The organism is Paramesorhizobium deserti (assembly GCF_001558695.1).
Taxonomy (GTDB): Bacteria; Pseudomonadota; Alphaproteobacteria; order Rhizobiales; family Rhizobiaceae; genus Paramesorhizobium; species Paramesorhizobium deserti.
On record NZ_LNTU01000001.1, the window covers coordinates 1,311,077 to 1,327,940 of the forward strand.

Here is a 16,864-nt window from a genome sequence, read left to right on the forward strand (position 1 = left end):
AAGCCCATATGGCTCCTCAGACAAAGAAAAGCGCGGCTCCGGCCGAAGGCGGAAAATCCTACCGTTTCGTCGATCACAAGTTTGATGTGGTGGTGGTCGGTGCGGGCGGCGCGGGTCTGCGCGCGACGCTTGGCATGGCCGAGCAGGGCCTGAAGACGGCCTGCATCACCAAGGTGTTCCCGACGCGCTCCCACACGGTCGCCGCGCAGGGCGGCATCGCGGCATCGCTCAGCAATATGGGTCCGGATTCTTGGCAGTGGCACATGTACGACACCGTCAAGGGTTCGGACTGGCTGGGCGATACGGATGCGATGGAATATCTGGCGCGGGAAGCGCCTGCTGCCGTCTACGAGCTCGAGCATTACGGCGTGCCGTTCTCGCGCACCGAGGAAGGCAAGATCTACCAGCGCCCGTTCGGCGGCCATATGCAGAATTTCGGCGACGGTCCTCCGGTGCAGCGCACCTGCGCGGCGGCCGACCGCACCGGCCATGCGATCCTGCACACGCTCTATGGCCAGAGCCTGAAGAACAACGCGCAGTTCTTCGTCGAGTATTTCGCCCTTGATCTGATCATGACCGACGGTGTGTGCACCGGTGTCGTCGCGTGGAACCTCGACGATGGCACCATCCATCGCTTTGCCGCCAAGATGGTGGTGCTGGCGACCGGCGGTTACGGTCGGGCCTATTTCTCGGCGACATCGGCTCATACCTGCACCGGCGACGGCGGCGGCATGGTGGCGCGGGCAGGACTCCCTCTCCAGGATATGGAGTTCGTGCAGTTCCACCCGACCGGCATTTATGGCGCGGGCTGCCTCATCACCGAGGGGGCTCGCGGCGAAGGCGGCTATCTCGTCAATTCGGAAGGGGAGCGCTTCATGGAGCGCTATGCGCCTTCGGCGAAGGATCTTGCCTCGCGCGACGTGGTTTCGCGCTGCATGACGATGGAAATCCGCGAGGGGCGCGGCGTCGGCAAGAACAAGGATCATATCTACCTGCACCTCGACCATCTCGATCCGGCGGTGCTGCATGAGCGGCTTCCCGGCATTTCGGAATCGGCCAAGATCTTCGCCGGCGTCGACCTGACCAAGGAACCGATCCCGGTCCTGCCGACGGTCCATTACAATATGGGCGGCATTCCGACCAATTACTGGGGCGAGGTGCTGAACCCGACGCCTGAGAATCCAGACCGCGTCCAGCCCGGCCTGATGGCGGTGGGCGAGGCGGGTTGCGCCTCGGTGCATGGCGCCAACCGGCTCGGCTCCAACTCTCTGATCGACCTGGTGGTGTTCGGGCGCGCGGCGGCGATCCGGGCGGGTGAGGTCATCGACCGCAGCGCCAAGATACCGGATATCGACGAGGCGGCGGTGGACAAGATCATGGACCGCTTTGACCGGCTGCGCTTTGCCAATGGCAATACGCCGACGGCGAAGCTGCGCGAAAAGATGCAGCGCACCATGCAGGAAGACGCCGCCGTCTTCCGCACCTCCGAATCGCTGAAATCGGGCTGCGAGCGCGTGGAGAAGATCTGGCACGAACTCGACGACATCAAGGTCACCGACCATTCGATGATCTGGAATTCCGATCTGGTGGAGACGCTGGAACTGGAAAACCTGATGGCCAATGCGCTCACCACCGTCGTTTCCGCCGAAGCGCGCAAGGAAAGCCGCGGCGCGCATGCGCGCGAGGATTTCCCGGAACGGGACGATGCCAACTGGCGCAAGCACACGCTGGCCTGGCTCAGCCCGGACGGCAAGGTCACGCTCGGCTATCGCCCGGTCCATCTCGATCCGCTGGTTCCGGAAGCCGAAGGCGGCATCAGCCTGGCCAAGATTGCGCCGAAGAAGCGCGTTTACTAGTTTTAGTTACGCAAGTCCGGACGGAAAGCCGCTTCGCATTTTCCTGGACTTGCTCTCAAGGGACAAGAGCAATGGTCGAACTGACACTTCCCAGAAATTCGCAGATCAAGCCGGGGCATGTCTGGGCCCGGCCTGAGGGCGCCAATAATCTGAAGGAATTCAGGATCTACCGCTGGTCGCCGGATGACGGCGAAAATCCGCGCCTGGACACCTATTACGTCGATCTCGACGATTGCGGCCCGATGGTGCTGGACGCCCTCTTGTGGATCAAGAACAATGTCGATCCGACGCTGACCTTGCGCCGCTCCTGTCGTGAAGGCATCTGCGGGTCGTGCGCGATGAATATCGACGGCGCCAATACGCTCGCTTGCACCAAGGGCATGGACGAGATCAGCGGCGCCGTGAAGGTCTATCCGTTGCCGCATATGCCTGTCGTCAAGGATCTGGTGCCCGACCTGACGGTGCCCTATGCGCAGCTCGCCTCGATCGATCCCTATCTCAAGACGGTCTCGCCGGAGCCCGCGAAAGAGTGGCTGCAAAGCCATGAGGACCGGGCCAAGCTCGACGGGCTCTACGAGTGCATCCTGTGCTTCTGCTGCCAGACCTCATGCCCGAGCTACTGGTGGAACGGCGAGCGCTATCTCGGGCCCGCCGTGCTGCTTCAGGCCTATCGCTGGCTGATCGATTCACGCGATGAGGCGACGGGCGAGCGGCTGGACAATCTGGAAGACCCGTTCCGGCTCTATCGCTGCCACACGATCATGAACTGCGCCCAGACCTGCCCGAAGGGTCTGAACCCGGCCAAGGCGATCGCCGAGATCAAGAAGATGCTGGTGGAGCGGCGGGTTTGATTTGATCAAGTCGCATTGGTCCATTGACCGTCATCCTCGGGCTTGACCCGAGGATCTACGGAAGGAAATGAGAACGGCACTGCCATTCGTGACGGGCTTATAACCGTATCGATCCATGTTTCAGGTCGGCAGATCCTCGGGACAAGCCCGAGGATGACGATGGGTGTGTATGGCTGCCGGCCCGGCGCTGACAGTCAACAGGTTGATTTTTACCCGGCGGCGCTTACCCTACTCACAGAAGGAGAAAAGCGGATGCTCGACCATATCGGCTTCAACATTTCGAACATGAAGAAAGCGCGGGCGTTCTATGATGCGGCGCTGCAGCCGCTCGGCATATCGCCGGTCATGGAGTTTGGCGATTGGGTCGGCTATGGCCGCAACAGCAAGCCGGAATTCTGGATCGGTGCGCAGAAGGGCGCGCGCCTGCAAGGCGTGCTCCATGTCGCCTTTTCAGCCGGCACGCGCGCCGAGGTGGACCGCTTCTATCACGAGGCGCTGGCGGCGGGCGGTCGCGACAACGGCGCGCCCGGTATCCGCGAGCACTATCATCCCGATTATTACGGCGCTTTCATCATCGATCCGGACGGGCATAATATCGAGGCTGTCTGCCACCTGCCGGAGTAGGTATCGGCCCATTTCCTCATCCCCTCCGGCCTGCCGGCCAGAGGGGGGTACTGTCCCGCCGGCGTCCATCTCAGTGTGAATATTTTTACGCCAGCCTTGCGTCCAGCGTAATCTCGATCGCGCCGAGCGCCTTTGAAAGCGGGCAGGACTGCTTGGCTTGATCCGCGAATTTGCGGAAGTCGTCCTCGCTGATTCCCGGCACGGTGCCGACGAGGGTGATCGCGCTCCGGGTGATCTCGAAACCGCCGCCGGAGGCCGGGTTGATGCTGACGGCGGCGGTCGCCTCGAGCTTTTCCGCCGGTGTGCCGTTTTCGGCGAGGAAATGCGAAAGCTGCATGGCGAAGCAGCCGGAATGAGCCGCGGCAAGCAGTTCTTCCGGGTTGGTTCCCGACTTGCCCGCCTCGTCCTCGAAACGGGCCTTGAAATTATAGGGCAATTCCCGCAAGGCGCCGCTTTGCGTATCGAGCGTGCCCGAGCCGTCCTTGAGCCCGCCCTTCCAGATTGCCATTGCCTTCCTGTCCATCTGCCGTCTCCTTCACATGAGAAAAGTTGCGGTATCAAGCATGGATATAGGACTTGCTCACGAAGCATCCATGGTGAGGGGCTCAGATGGCCTCGCCCTGTAGAAGACGCGGTGTGTTCCTCGTCAGCCCGGATGCCTGGCGGATGAAGAACTGCTTCATCGACGGCATGCGGTCGACGAGGCCGAGGCCGATGTCGCGAATGGCGCGGACCGGCGTGATGTCGTTGGAGAACAGCCGGTTGAGGAGATCGGTGGTGACGCCCATCTGCACCGTGTCGAAACGCCGCCAAGCCTGATAGCGTTCGAGCGCGGCAATGGAGCCGATGTCGAGGCCGAGCCGGTCCGTCTCGACGATGACTTCCGCGAGGGCGGCTGCATCGCGGAAACCGAGATTGAGGCCCTGGCCGGCGATCGGATGGATGCCGTGGGCGGCGTCACCCACCAGCGCGAAGCGCGGCTTGACGAACTCGCGCACCAGCATCAGCCCGAGCGGGAAGGCGCGGCGCGGGCCCTCGACCTTGATTTCGCCGAGCCTATGGCCGAAGCGCTGTTCCAACTCCGCCTCGAACAGGAAATCGTCCTGATTGACGATGCGCTCGGCATCGCGCGTGCGCTCGGTCCAGACCAGGGAAGAGCGGTTGCCCTTGAGCGGCAGGGTGGCAAAGGGCCCGGCCGGCAGGAAATGCTCCTCCGCCTGGCCATTGTGCGGGCGCTCGTGGTGGACGGTGCAGACGATGCCGGACTGGCCGTAATCCCATTGCACCGTCTTGATTCCGGCGCGATCGCGCAGCCTGGAGCGTACGCCGTCAGCGGCAACCAGCAACCGCGTCTCGAAAACGAGCCCGTCGCTCAGATGGACGGCGACGGTATTGGGGCCCGCGTCAAAGCTATCGACGCCGACGCCCTCGATGATCTCCACGCCGAGCTCTCCGGCTTTTGCATGGAGCGCCGCATTGAGCGTCCGGTTCTCGATCATATGAGCGAAAGGCTCGCCCGGCACCACTTCGCCGTCGAAGGTGAGGAAGACAGGGCGGACGGGGTCGGCGGTGCGCGAATCGGTGACGATCATCTCGTTGATCGGCTGCGCTTCGGGGAGGATGGGCTGCCAGCAGCCCAGGCGATTGAGCATACGCGCGGCGGCGGCAGCGATGGCCGAGGCGCGGGGATCCTTCTTCCAGCTTCCGGGAGGGGAGGCATCGATGACGAGAACCCGCAGATGCATCGCCGCGGCCTTGACGGCCACCGCAGTCGCCAGCCCGACATAGCCGCCGCCGGCGACCAGCACGTCGATCGGTGTTGTATCATTCGTGTCTGTCTGGGCGGAGGTCTGGCCAGTCATCGCTTCATTCCTTCCCTGCGGATCGGATTGTCATCGGACCTGGAGCATTTTTCAAGCAGGTCTTTTCTCAAGCCGTCGATTGGATGCATGTGCGTGCATGATCTGATCCGGAACGTCTGTCAATGTCCGCAATTTCCGTGTCATTTCTTTGTCTTGCCTCCATCGGCCATTAACCCCTGCGCCTTCGCCTGCTTGACACGGCATGCCGTTCCTGTTGAAGCGGAATGAAGGCAAAACGCACTCGGAGAGGCAACCGATCCATGTCCGAAGCCATGAAAGAGCTTCTTTCCATTCTCGACCTCGAGACGCTGGAGCACAATCTGTTCCGCGGTCGCAGTCCGCAGGTCGGGTGGCAGCGGGTGTTCGGCGGACAGGTCATCGGGCAGGCGCTGGTGGCGGCGCAGCGCACGGTCGAGAAGGAAAGGCACGTGCATTCGCTGCATGCCTATTTCATGCGGCCCGGCGATCCGGCCGTGCCGATCATCTACGAGGTGGATCGCATCCGCGACGGCTCTAGCTTCACAACGCGGCGCGTCGTCGCCGTCCAGCATGGGCACGCGATCTTCTCGCTTTCCTGCTCGTTCCAGGTGGAGGAGGGCGGGCTCTCCCATCAAAGGCCGATGCCGGAGGATGTGCCGCCGCCGGAAAAGTTGATGAGCGACCGGCAGTTGAAGGAGCAATATATCCATATGGCGCCTGAGAACGTGCGCAAATATTGGGAGCGCGACCGGCCGATCGAGATGAAGCCGGTTTCGCTGACGCATTATTTCTCGCGCGAGAAGCTGCCGCCGAAGCAGGATGTCTGGATACGCACCACCGGTCCCGTGCCCGATGACCGCGCCATCCAGGCGGCGGTGCTCGCCTATATCTCCGATATGACGCTTCTCGACACCTCGCTTTATGCGCATGGCCGCTCGATCTTCGACCGCGACCTGCAGGTGGCGAGCCTCGATCATGCCATGTGGTTCCACCATCCCTGCAAGCTCGACGACTGGCTGCTCTATACGCAGGACAGCCCGAGTGCGGCGGGCGCGCGCGGTTTCAATCGCGGCTCGATCTATACGCGCGAGGGATTCCTGGTTGCGTCCGTGGCTCAGGAAGGGCTTATCCGCCTGCGTGAATCTGACTAAATAGACGCCATCCCACGGATGGCAGGAATATTGTGACTAGTTTTTAGGCGTTTTGCATTCACCACATCTGGGCCACCAAAGAATTGTCTAGTGTATTCAAGGCGATGTTTGGTATTTTTCGTTTGGCACGGAGTTTGAATTGATCTCTGCAGTCACCGGAATGGCGGACCATTCCGGAGATGGCTTCCGAACGCGGGCAACCGCATAAAAGCAGGGGTACAAGCAGATGAAAATCGTGATGGCGATCATCAAGCCATTCAAGCTGGACGAGGTGCGCGAAGCCCTCACGGCTATCGGCATTCAGGGACTTACCGTGACCGAGGTCAAGGGCTACGGGCGGCAGAAGGGGCATACCGAGATCTATCGCGGTGCGGAATATGCCGTCAGCTTCCTGCCGAAACTCAAGATCGAGATCGCCGTGGGCGCCGATCTTGTGGAGAAAACCGTCGAAGCCATCACCGCTGCCGCCAAGACCGGCCAGATCGGCGATGGCAAGATATTTGTCTATTCCATCGACCAGGCGGTGCGCATCCGTACTGGCGAAACCGATACCGACGCACTCTAGGAGAAGCGCCAATCCGCGCTTGTCCTGCGCCGCCGCCTGCTCATTCCGGCAGTATCGGACTTTTCGCTGTTTGCTTAAAGAACCAGCATAAATTGCCAGAGTGACGATTTTTTGTGCAAAGCATCAGGACGAAGCGTTGGACCTCACCGAATGGAAACAAATAAGAGAGCCTTTACAGCCGGTTAAGTGACTATTTCAAGAATTGGCACGGAACTTGGTTATGGGGCATTGGGCCGGGACTTGTGACGCAAATTCGCGTTTGAAGCCGGTGTTCGACGGAGATTTTTGATGTTCACACTCAATAGACATATGCGCGCCGCTGTCGGCTCGCTTTCCCTCCTCGGCGCTTTCGCCGGGGCGGCAATAGCGCAGGACGCGGCTCCTGCCGCTCCCGCTTTCGACACCGGCGACACGGCATGGATGCTGACATCGTCGGCGCTGGTGCTGATGATGACCATTCCGGGGCTGGCGCTCTTCTATGGCGGCATGGTGCGCAAGAAAAACGTTCTTTCCACCGTCATGCAGAGCTTCGCCATCTGCTGCCTCATGAGCATTTTGTGGATGGTCGCCGGCTACTCGCTGGCCTTCACCGATGGCGGCTCGCTCAACGCCTATCTCGGCGGCATGAGCAAGGCCTTCCTCTCGGGCGTCGACATGAACTCGGCGACGGCAACCATTCCCGAGTATCTGTTCATCATGTTCCAGATGACCTTCGCCATCATCACCCCGGCGCTGATTGCCGGCGCATTCGCCGAGCGCATGAAATTCTCGGCAATGCTTCTGTTCATGGCCATCTGGCTCATCGTCGTCTACGTACCGGTCGCGCATTGGGTATGGGGCGGCGGCTTCCTTGGTTCCGATGGCGTGCTTGATTTCGCCGGCGGCACCGTCGTCCACATCAATGCCGGTGTGGCTGGTCTCGTCGCCGCTCTCATCATCGGCAAGCGCGAAGGCTACGGCCAAGTCAACATGGCGCCGCACAATCTGGTGCTCTCCGTCATCGGCGCTTCGCTTCTGTGGGTCGGCTGGTTCGGCTTCAACGCCGGTTCGGCCGTCGCCTCCAACGCGCTCGCCAGCGTGGCTATGCTGAACACGCAGGTTGCCGCCGCCGCCGCCGCTCTCGCCTGGATGTTCGCGGAGTGGATCGTCGCCAAGAAGCCGAGCATTCTCGGCATCATTTCGGGCGCTGTCGCCGGCCTCGTCGCGGTGACGCCTGCCGCCGGCTTCGTCAACCCGACCGGCGCGCTGATCATCGGCATCATCTCGGGCGTGATCTGTTACATCGCCGCCGTCAAGATAAAGCATGCGCTCGGTTATGACGATTCGCTCGACGCCTTCGGCGTGCACGGTGTCGGCGGTATCGTCGGCGCGATCCTGACCGGCGTCTTCGCCGATCCGGCGATCAACGAAGCGAGCGCGGGCGCCTCGGTCGGCACGCAGATCTATGGTGTGATCTTCACCATCATCTATGCGGCCATCGCCACCGCCATCATTCTCTATATCGTCAAGGCCCTCGTCGGTCTTCGCCCGACCAAGCAGGAAGAGATCGAAGGTCTCGACATCAACCTGCACGGCGAAACCGTCCAGTAATATCGGCGAGCAGGGTGGGCCGTACTCGCCGGTACGGTTCTACCCCTCGATTTGATGCGAAAAAGGCCCGTTTTCGGGCCTTTTTCTTTTGTTTTTGATGAAACGAATACCGAATCGGCATGGTTAATGCCGTCTTAACCTTCCCTGCTCTAGGATCGGCCCCGATTCCGTCTCCGGCGGAGCACAGGCGACACGGCATGATCCCGAAACGTCTTGGACTTTCGGACAAGGTCATGCGGAACAAAGAGCATTCGGGAAAAGCTTCATGCGGCAAGGATACTCGCCCTCATATGCGCTTCGGGATGAGAGGATAAGGGGAGACCGTCTTGGTCTGGCGGGAATCTTCCGCCGGCAGGTCGATATTCTGGTTGGCCTCCTGATCCTCACCGCCGTGGCGCTCGCGGCGGGGGCGCTCGCCACCTGGAATGTCGCCGATCCGAGCTTCAGCCACGCCACCTCCAATCCGGTTACCAATGCGCTCGGCTATCCCGGCGCGGTTTTCTCCGATCTCGCCATGCAGTTCTTCGGGCTCTCCAGCGTTGCTGCCCTGTTGCCTGCGGTCTTCTGGGGCATTCTGCTGCTGGCGCATGGCGGCATCGGCCGACTGCCGCGGCGGGTCTTCGCCTGGTTCGGCGCCGCACTGCTCTTTGCCGCGATCGCAAGCTGCTTCTCGGTGCCTGAGAGCTGGCCGATGCCGATCGGGCTTGGCGGCGTCTTCGGCGACCTCGTCCTGAGAATCCCCGGCATCTTTCTCGGCGGTTTTCCGCGCGGCACGACGGCATTGGTGATCGCCGCCATTCTGCTCGTTCCCTCGCTCTTGCTTTGCGCCTTTGCCAGCGGGCTGACCGGGCGCGCGCAGCCGCTGACGAGCCCGGCTCGCCCGAAGGCGCGCAAGCCGGTCCAGGAAGAAATCTATGATGATGAGGAAGATGAGGACACGGATGAAGAGCGCGAAGGTTTCCATGCGCTCGGCGCCGTGACGCACTGGTATCTGAGCGCGCGGGCGACGATGCACCGTCTCTTCTCACGCGGTGCGGCGCTAAGCGGCCGGCATGGCGAGAATGACGATCCGTTCGGCGATGTCGCCCTCTCCCGCCAGAGGGCCGGCGCGCGTGACGGCATGCGCCGCGAGCCGGGATTCGAGGATCGGCGCGAGCGGCTCGACGTACCGCCTTTCGACGATGACGAGGTTTATGGCGCCGATGCCGATGACTGGGCGCCGCAGAGTGCACCGCAAAGACCATCTGCGCCGCAACCGATGGCGACGGGTCGCGTCCAGGCGCCTGCCTCCTCGCCGAAGCCGGGCGTTCGCGTCCAGCGTGAGGCGCAGCAATCCTTCATCAAGAGTGACGTTTTCGAAATGCCTTCGCTGCATTTCCTGAGCGAGCCGAAGGCGGTTATCCGCGATGCGAGCCTGTCCAAGGATGCGCTGGAACAGAATGCGCGGCTTCTGGAAGGCGTGCTTGAGGATTTCGGCGTCAAGGGCGAGATCATCCATGTGCGCCCGGGACCGGTGGTGACGCTCTATGAGCTCGAACCGGCGCCGGGCATCAAATCGTCCCGCGTCATCGGCCTTGCCGACGATATCGCCCGCTCGATGAGCGCTATCGCGGCGCGTGTCGCGGTGGTGCCGGGCCGAAACGCCATAGGCATCGAGCTGCCGAACCAGAAGCGCGAGATGGTCTATCTGCGCGAAATCCTGGCGAGCCGCGATTTCGAGCAGACCAAGACCAAGCTGGCGCTGGCGCTCGGCAAGACCATCAATGGCGAGCCCGTCATCGCCGATATCGCCAAGATGCCGCATGTGCTCGTCGCCGGCACGACCGGCTCGGGCAAATCTGTGGCCATCAACACGATGATCCTGTCGCTGCTCTATCGCATGACGCCGCAGGAATGCCGCTTGATCATGATCGACCCGAAGATGCTCGAACTCTCCGTCTATGACGGCATTCCGCATCTTCTCACCCCCGTGGTGACCGATCCGAAGAAGGCCGTCGTCGCGCTCAAATGGACCGTGCGTGAGATGGAGGATCGCTATCGCAAGATGTCGAAGGTCGGCGTGCGCAATATCGACGGCTTCAACCAGCGTGTCGGCCAGGCACAGAAGAAAGGCGAGCGGATCGCACGCACGGTGCAGACCGGCTTCGACCGCGACACCGGCGAAGCGGTCTACGAGACGGAGGAGCTCGATCTGGAGCCGATGCCCTATATCGTCGTCATCATCGACGAAATGGCGGATCTGATGATGGTCGCCGGCAAGGATATCGAAGGCGCGGTGCAGCGCCTCGCCCAGATGGCGCGTGCGGCGGGCATTCATGTGATCATGGCGACGCAGCGTCCGTCGGTCGACGTCATCACCGGCACGATCAAGGCCAATTTCCCGACGCGCATCTCCTTCCAGGTGACGTCGAAGATCGACAGCCGCACCATTCTGGGTGAGCAGGGCGCTGAGCAGCTGCTCGGCCAGGGCGACATGCTGTTCATGGCGGGTGGCGGGCGCATCCAGCGCGTGCACGGGCCCTTCGTCGGCGACGACGAGGTGGAGAAGGTCGTTCAGCATCTCAAGCTGCAGGGCGTGCCGGAATATCTCGATGCCATCACCGAGGAAGAAGATGAGGACGATGGCGGCGGCAGCGGCCCGGCCGGAACCTCCAATCTCGACGATTCCGAGGATCCCTATGATCAGGCGGTCGCCGTGGTGCTCCGCGACAAGAAGGCTTCGACCTCTTATATCCAGCGCCGTCTCGGCATCGGCTATAATCGCGCGGCGTCGATCATCGAACGCATGGAGCAGGAGGGAATCGTCGGTCCGGCCAATCATGCGGGAAAACGCGAGATCCTCGTGCCGACCGAGGATGATGAATTCTGATGAAGGCGGAACGAACGGGGATCATTGTTCATTGAAACGCCACACTCGCGACAAACTGGCGCTTTAGCCTCAAGGCAAGATGACAGGAGACAGTTTTTCGATGAAAGCAGGAAAAACGCGGGTTGCCGTTCTGCGAAACATGGCGCGTGGCGCCGTTCTCGCCGGTACCCTGATGGCGGCTGCGGTCCTGCCGCCGCTTGGCGGTGCGTCCTCTCCGGCTGCCGCGCAGGCAAGTGCAGCAGCCAGTAGCGCGGCGCAGCAGATCGCAAATCATTTTGCCTCGGTGCGCACCATGACGGGCGAATTCGTGCAGTTCGGCCCGCGCGGCGAGCAGACCGGCGGCACCTTCTATATCGAGCGTCCGGGCAAGATCCGCTTCAACTACAACAATTCGCCGATCCGGGTGATCTCCGACGGCGAATCGGTCGTCGTCAACAACCGCAAGCTCGATACGTGGGATCTCTATCCCCTGTCGAAGACGCCGCTGAAGCTGCTCCTGGGCGACCGGATCGATCTTGGCGGCGGGCGTCTGAAGCAGGTTAAGCAGGAGCCCGACATGACGACCATCGTGCTAGGCGACAAATCGGTTTTCGGCGATTCGAAGATCACCATGATGTTCGATCCGAAGAATTACGAGCTCAAGCAATGGACGATCACCGACGCGCAAAATCTCGACACGACGGTGATGATCTTCAACGTTCGCGAGGGCGTGCGCTTCGCCAAGGACATGTTCAAGATCGATTACACCCGCATCGCGATGAAGCGCAAGGGGCAGTAAATACGGTTTTTGCCGACCGGAAACGCCGGCCGGGACAGCGCCCCCCTCTGCCCTGCCGGAAAGAGGGGGGCGCCTCGCGATGTCATTTAAACAGTGGCCGCTGTATTTTTTTTCCTCGATTTTCGGGCTGGCACTGTCGGCCTGATGTTGTAAGTTCGCTCGCGATTTTCTCCCGCATGCGAGCTCTTTCCCATGTCCTTTTCGATTGCTACTTGGAATATCAACTCCGTGCGCCTGCGCCTGCCGCTGGTCGAGCAGTTTCTGCAGGATTTCGCGCCGGATGTGCTCTGCCTGCAGGAGACCAAGTGTCCGGACGATCTCTTTCCGCACAAGGCGTTCCATAAGCTGGGCTATGATCACGTCGCCATCAGCGGCCAGAAGGGCTATCACGGTGTCGCCACCATCTCGCGCCGCCCGTTGAGCGAGGTCGATCGCATCGGTTTTTGTGGCGTCGGCGATTGCCGTCACTTGAGCGCCGTCGTGACGGCGGGAGGCAAGCGGTTGCGTGTCCACAATTTCTATGTGCCGGCCGGCGGCGACGAGCCGGACCCGGAGATCAATCCGAAATTCAAGCACAAGCTCGGCTTTCTCGAAGAGATGAAGGCCATCCTTGCCGATATGGGCGACGGCTGTTCGTCGGTGCTGGTCGGTGATTTGAACATCGCGCCGCTTGAAACCGATGTCTGGTCGCACAAGCAGCTCCTCAGCGTCGTCAGCCATACGCCTGTCGAGACGGAAGGTCTGGAAGTTGTGCGTCAGATCGGCGGATGGAGCGACCTGATCCGTCATCATATCCCGCCGGAGGAGAAGATCTTCACCTGGTGGAGCTATCGGGCGCGCGACTGGGATGTCTCGGATCGCGGCCGCCGCCTCGACCATATCTGGGGATCTCCCGATCTCGAAGGCGATCTCTCGGCGGTCTCCATCCTACGCGAGGCGCGCGGCTGGGATAGGCCGTCCGACCATGTGCCCGTAATCGCATCTTTCAATCTGGAATGAAATCGGGCGAGGGCGGGCTGCAAATGGCTTTACCGACGTGGTCGGAGAGGCGGGCACGCACCCACTGACGTCACATCCTCGGACTTGACCCGAGGATCCACTCCAGAACGCTGATGCAGCGCCCGCATATCAGACGATGGATGTGGTTCCGACGGTCCGGAATGGATACTCGGGTCGGGGCCCGAGTATGACGGAATTGCGATGTCTTGACCCCCCTCGCCAAGATTGCCATTGCCAAGGTCGCCATCGCCTCGATGCCTGTGCCGGAGCATGGAAACGCTGCTCCTGGTAAACACTGAAACGTCTAGAGCATTTCACCTTTAGATGGAAATGGTGTGGATACCTCTACCTGTCCATCACAACAACGGCCCAAAAAGAATCCAAGCGATTCCATCAAAACATGAACCGCCCTAATCCTCGAAGAGCGGCGAAAGCTTCTCGATCTGCCGGATGAGATCGGTCAGGTTGCGGCTGACATGCGTGTGAAGCGCCACCGCCACCTCGGGATATTCCTCCAGGATGCGGTGGAAAATGGCGCGGCTCAAGCGGATGACCTCCGTCTCGCCATCGGCAAAGGCGCCGGTCAGCCGCGTGGTCTGGGCGATCAGCGCCATCTCGCCGAGGATGGCGCCGGGACCGACGGATTTGATCGTCACCCGCCCGTTGGGGCTTTCCCGGAAGAGGCTGATATTGCCGGATACGACGACATAGGCGCAATCGGCGCTCTGTCCTTCGCGGAAGAGTTCACGTCCGGGGCGCAGCACCAGGCGCTCGGCACCGAATGCAAGCAACCGCAATTGTTCGGCCGTGAATGATTCGAACAGGCCTACGGTGCCAAGGATTCGGATGTCGTCGTCGAGCGCCATATTATGGTCAATACACCGCTCTTCCGGGCGGAGCCATCAGGGGACGAGCTTGTATCCCCCGCTTTCTGTCACGAGAATAGCCGCATTCGACGGATCTTTCTCGATTTTCTGCCGCAAACGGTAGACATGCGTCTCTAGCGTGTGGGTCGTCACACCCGAATTATAGCCCCATACCTCTTCCAGGAGCACGTCGCGGCCGATGACCTTGTCGCCGGCGCGGTAGAGATATTTGATGATCGCCGCTTCCTTCTCGGTCAGGCGGATCTTGCCGCCCTTCTCATCGATCAGCAGCTTCTGCCCCGGCTTAAACGTGTAGGGGCCGACGGTGAAGGTCGCGTCCTCGCTCTGCTCGTGCTGGCGCAGCTGGGCGCGGATGCGCGCGAGCAGGACCGCGAAGCGGAACGGCTTGGTGACATAGTCGTTGGCGCCGGATTCGAGCCCGAGGATCGTGTCCGATTCGGTATCATGTCCGGTCAGCATGATGACTGGGCCCTTGAAGCCGCCCTTGCGCAGGAGCTTGACAGCCTCGCGTCCGTCCATGTCGGGCAGGCCCACATCCATGATCAGGAGGTCGACCATTCCGTTGCGGGCCGTTTGAATGCCCTTCGTGGCGGTGTCCTCCTGGAGGATGTGGAACTCTTCACAGAGCTCGAGCTGCTCCACGAGTATAGAGCGAAGGTCCTCGTCATCGTCCACGATCAGAATTGTACGGCCAGTCATGCGGTATCCTCATAGGTCCTGTTGCGTCGGCATTGACGTTTTATGACATTTAAGCTGAATGAGTTGAAGGGTTCAAACAAGAAAGCCAGCGATCTGGAAGCTTTGGTTGCCGGCGAGGGCGGGTCGATGAATAAAATGGCGAATGGCGGAACCTTGCGCCTGATCGACGTGCGGGCCCGCCCGGGAAACCCCGCGCAAGGATTTCTCATTCTCCACAATTTGGTGTTGCGCTGTGCGCTCGGCAAGGGGGGTATCAGCGCTTTCAAGCGGGAAGGCGACGGCGCGACGCCGCTTGGGAGCATGCGCCTCATCTATGGTTGGCGCAGAAGACGCAGGGATTTCGCGGCTTCTTCCTTGCCGTTCCGGACCATTCGCCGGGACGATGGCTGGTGCGACGCGCCAGGCGACCGCAACTACAACAGGCTTGTACGCCTTCCTTACCGGGCAAGCCATGAGAACCTCTGGCGGCAGGACGGGCTCTACGACATCTGCATCGTCATGGACTGGAACATCCGCCCGCGCCGGCGCGGATGCGGCAGCGCCATCTTCTTTCACCTGGCGCGGCCTGGATATCAGCCGACGGAAGGCTGCATTGCGCTGAAGCGGGCCGACATGGCGCGCCTACTGCCACATCTTTCCGCGCAAACCATTATCCGCGTCCGGCGATAATCCTCTTCTTTACAATGCGACGCGCATGGCGTCGTGCAGCACTTCGAAGATGCGTGGCTGAGCGGATTGCGCCACGTTGAAGCGCAGATAGTGCGCCGCGCTTTGCGACAGGCTGAACACATTACCCGGCGCGAAGACCACGCCGCGTTCCAGCGCGTGGCGGGCGATCAGGGCGGAATCCATGCCTTCCGGCAGCCGCGCCCAAAGAAACATGCCGCCCTGCGGCTCGGTCCATAGTTCCAGCCCAGCGGCTTTCAGCCGGCCTGATGTCAGCGTCATGGCGGAGGCCAGCTTGACGCGCAGGGTCTCGATATGGCGGCGATAGGTGCCGTCGGTCAGGAGCGTGTGGACAAGCTGGGCGGAAAGCGGGCTCGAGCCGAAGGTGGTGGCGAGCTTCAGATCGGTGAGCCCTTCGATCCAGTCGCCGCGGGCGGCGATATAGCCGACACGGGCGGCAGCCGTCAGCGTCTTGGAGAAGCTGCCGATATGCACGATCCTTTCCAGCCCGTCGAGTTCGGCGAGAAGCGGTGACGGGGCGGGATGGAAATCGGCGAAGATATTGTCCTCGATGACGATCATGTCGTGCTGCTCGGCGATCTTCAGCAGGCGATGGGCCGTCGCCGGGCTCATCATGCCGCCGGTCGGGTTATGCAGCCCGGCATTGCCGATATAGAGCTTCGGCCGGTGCTCCTCCGCCGCGCGGGCGAAGGCATCGAGGTCCGGGCCGCTGGGTGTGTAGGGCACGGGGATAAGCTGGACGCGGTGGGTGCGCAGCGCTGCCTGGAAATTGAAATAGCAGGGATCGTCGATCAGCACGGCATCGCCGGGCTGGACGAAGAACCGGCAGAGAAGATCGAGCGCCTGCGTGCCGGAATCGACCAGCAGCACCTGATCTGGCGGCGCTTCGACGCCCTGCTCGGCGAGGCGGCGGGAGAGATGCAGCCTGAGCGGCGCATATCCCAGGGGATCGCCATATTCGGTGAAGGCTGCGGATTCATCGCGGGCGAGCGCCCTAAGCGCGCGGCGGATGCCTTCCTGGGGCAGCCAGTCTTCCGGCAGCCAGCCACAGCCGGGCCTGAGCGCCGCGCTGTCGGCCTCGAGCGACTGGCGCATGATCCACAGAGGATTGATCTCGCGGTCGAGGCGAGGGCCGGCGGCGGCGAGCGAGAAGGGCTGCGCACGACCGGCGACGTAGAAGCCGGCGCCGCGCCGCGACTGGATGACGCCCTCGGCGACGAGCCGGTCATAGGCTTCGACGACGGTCGATTTCGACACGCCCATGGTTTCGGCGAGGCGGCGGATCGAGGGCAGCCTTGCGCCGGGTGAGAGGCTGAGGGCGGCGATGCGCCCGCGGATGATTCCCATCACTTTTTCGACGAGCGTCGGTTCGTCCTGGGCGGTCGTATCGAATGCCGAGCCGCGCGCTGCATTTTCGCTGGCGGCGGGTTTATGCAACATCTGTACTTCCTTTTGTCCCGGTACAGT

15 protein-coding genes are annotated in these 16,864 nt (G+C 61.8%); 10 read left to right on the plus strand and 5 right to left on the minus strand.

What is annotated here, in order from left to right:
• The first annotated feature begins 8 nt into the window (after positions 1–8).
• From sdhA to ATN84_RS06235, 3 genes are all read left to right on the plus strand, one after another.
• Positions 9–1,856, plus strand: a complete 1,848-nt coding sequence (sdhA, locus tag ATN84_RS06225) for a succinate dehydrogenase flavoprotein subunit (RefSeq protein WP_068880642.1) — start codon at positions 9–11, stop codon at positions 1,854–1,856.
• A gap of 71 nt (positions 1,857–1,927) precedes the next feature.
• Positions 1,928–2,707: a succinate dehydrogenase iron-sulfur subunit gene (locus ATN84_RS06230; protein ID WP_068880643.1), complete on the plus strand. Its 780-nt coding sequence runs from the start codon at positions 1,928–1,930 to the stop codon at positions 2,705–2,707.
• 252 nt (positions 2,708–2,959) lie between these two features.
• Positions 2,960–3,331, plus strand: a complete 372-nt coding sequence (locus tag ATN84_RS06235) for a VOC family protein (protein WP_068880644.1) — start codon at positions 2,960–2,962, stop codon at positions 3,329–3,331.
• Positions 3,332–3,416: 85 nt separating this feature from the next.
• Here ATN84_RS06235 and ATN84_RS06240 read toward each other — a convergent pair whose 3' ends face one another.
• Positions 3,417–3,854 carry an OsmC family protein gene (locus ATN84_RS06240; RefSeq protein ID WP_068880645.1) on the minus strand — a complete coding sequence of 146 codons (438 nt, stop codon included), beginning with the start codon at positions 3,852–3,854 and terminating at the stop codon, positions 3,417–3,419.
• Positions 3,855–3,936: 82 nt separating this feature from the next.
• On the minus strand, positions 3,937–5,193 hold the full coding sequence (locus ATN84_RS06245; protein WP_068880646.1) for a ubiquinone biosynthesis hydroxylase: 1,257 nt from the start codon (positions 5,191–5,193) through the stop codon (positions 3,937–3,939).
• A 260-nt stretch (positions 5,194–5,453) separates the two neighbouring features.
• Between ATN84_RS06245 and tesB the strand changes: the two genes are divergently transcribed.
• The 6 genes from tesB to ATN84_RS06275 all read left to right on the plus strand — a co-directional run bounded on the left by tesB (position 5,454) and on the right by ATN84_RS06275 (position 13,124).
• Positions 5,454–6,323 carry an acyl-CoA thioesterase II gene (gene tesB / locus ATN84_RS06250; protein ID WP_153020105.1) on the plus strand — a complete coding sequence of 290 codons (870 nt, stop codon included), beginning with the start codon at positions 5,454–5,456 and terminating at the stop codon, positions 6,321–6,323.
• Positions 6,324–6,549: 226 nt separating this feature from the next.
• Positions 6,550–6,888: a P-II family nitrogen regulator gene (locus tag ATN84_RS06255; protein WP_068880648.1), complete on the plus strand. Its 339-nt coding sequence runs from the start codon at positions 6,550–6,552 to the stop codon at positions 6,886–6,888.
• Positions 6,889–7,176: 288 nt separating this feature from the next.
• Positions 7,177–8,478 (plus strand): ammonium transporter, encoded by a 1,302-nt coding sequence (locus ATN84_RS06260; protein ID WP_068880649.1) that lies wholly within the window; start codon positions 7,177–7,179, stop codon positions 8,476–8,478.
• Between the two features lie 265 nt (positions 8,479–8,743).
• Positions 8,744–11,347: an FtsK/SpoIIIE family DNA translocase gene (locus tag ATN84_RS06265; protein WP_068880650.1), complete on the plus strand. Its 2,604-nt coding sequence runs from the start codon at positions 8,744–8,746 to the stop codon at positions 11,345–11,347.
• Positions 11,348–11,426: 79 nt separating this feature from the next.
• Complete coding sequence (locus ATN84_RS06270; protein ID WP_068880651.1) at positions 11,427–12,125, plus strand: outer membrane lipoprotein carrier protein LolA; 699 nt, start codon at positions 11,427–11,429, stop codon at positions 12,123–12,125.
• A gap of 192 nt (positions 12,126–12,317) precedes the next feature.
• Entirely contained in the window at positions 12,318–13,124 is an 807-nt protein-coding gene (locus tag ATN84_RS06275) for an exodeoxyribonuclease III (RefSeq protein ID WP_068880652.1), read from the plus strand.
• 410 nt (positions 13,125–13,534) lie between these two features.
• Here the strand turns inward: ATN84_RS06275 and ATN84_RS06280 are convergent, their stop codons facing one another.
• Complete coding sequence (locus tag ATN84_RS06280) at positions 13,535–13,990, minus strand: cyclic nucleotide-binding domain-containing protein (protein ID WP_068880653.1); 456 nt, start codon at positions 13,988–13,990, stop codon at positions 13,535–13,537.
• Between the two features lie 36 nt (positions 13,991–14,026).
• Positions 14,027–14,710 (minus strand): response regulator OptR, encoded by a 684-nt coding sequence (gene optR, locus ATN84_RS06285; protein WP_068880654.1) that lies wholly within the window; start codon positions 14,708–14,710, stop codon positions 14,027–14,029.
• A 126-nt stretch (positions 14,711–14,836) separates the two neighbouring features.
• On the opposite strand from optR, the gene ATN84_RS06290 reads away from it, so the two are divergent.
• Positions 14,837–15,379, plus strand: a complete 543-nt coding sequence (locus ATN84_RS06290) for a L,D-transpeptidase family protein (RefSeq protein WP_068880927.1) — start codon at positions 14,837–14,839, stop codon at positions 15,377–15,379.
• A 9-nt stretch (positions 15,380–15,388) separates the two neighbouring features.
• On the opposite strand, the gene ATN84_RS06295 is transcribed toward ATN84_RS06290, so the two are convergent.
• The gene (locus tag ATN84_RS06295) at positions 15,389–16,837 is read right to left on the minus strand and encodes an aminotransferase-like domain-containing protein (RefSeq protein WP_068880655.1); all 1,449 of its coding nucleotides are present in this window, start codon (positions 16,835–16,837) and stop codon (positions 15,389–15,391) included.
• Between the last annotated feature and the right edge of the window lie 27 nt (positions 16,838–16,864).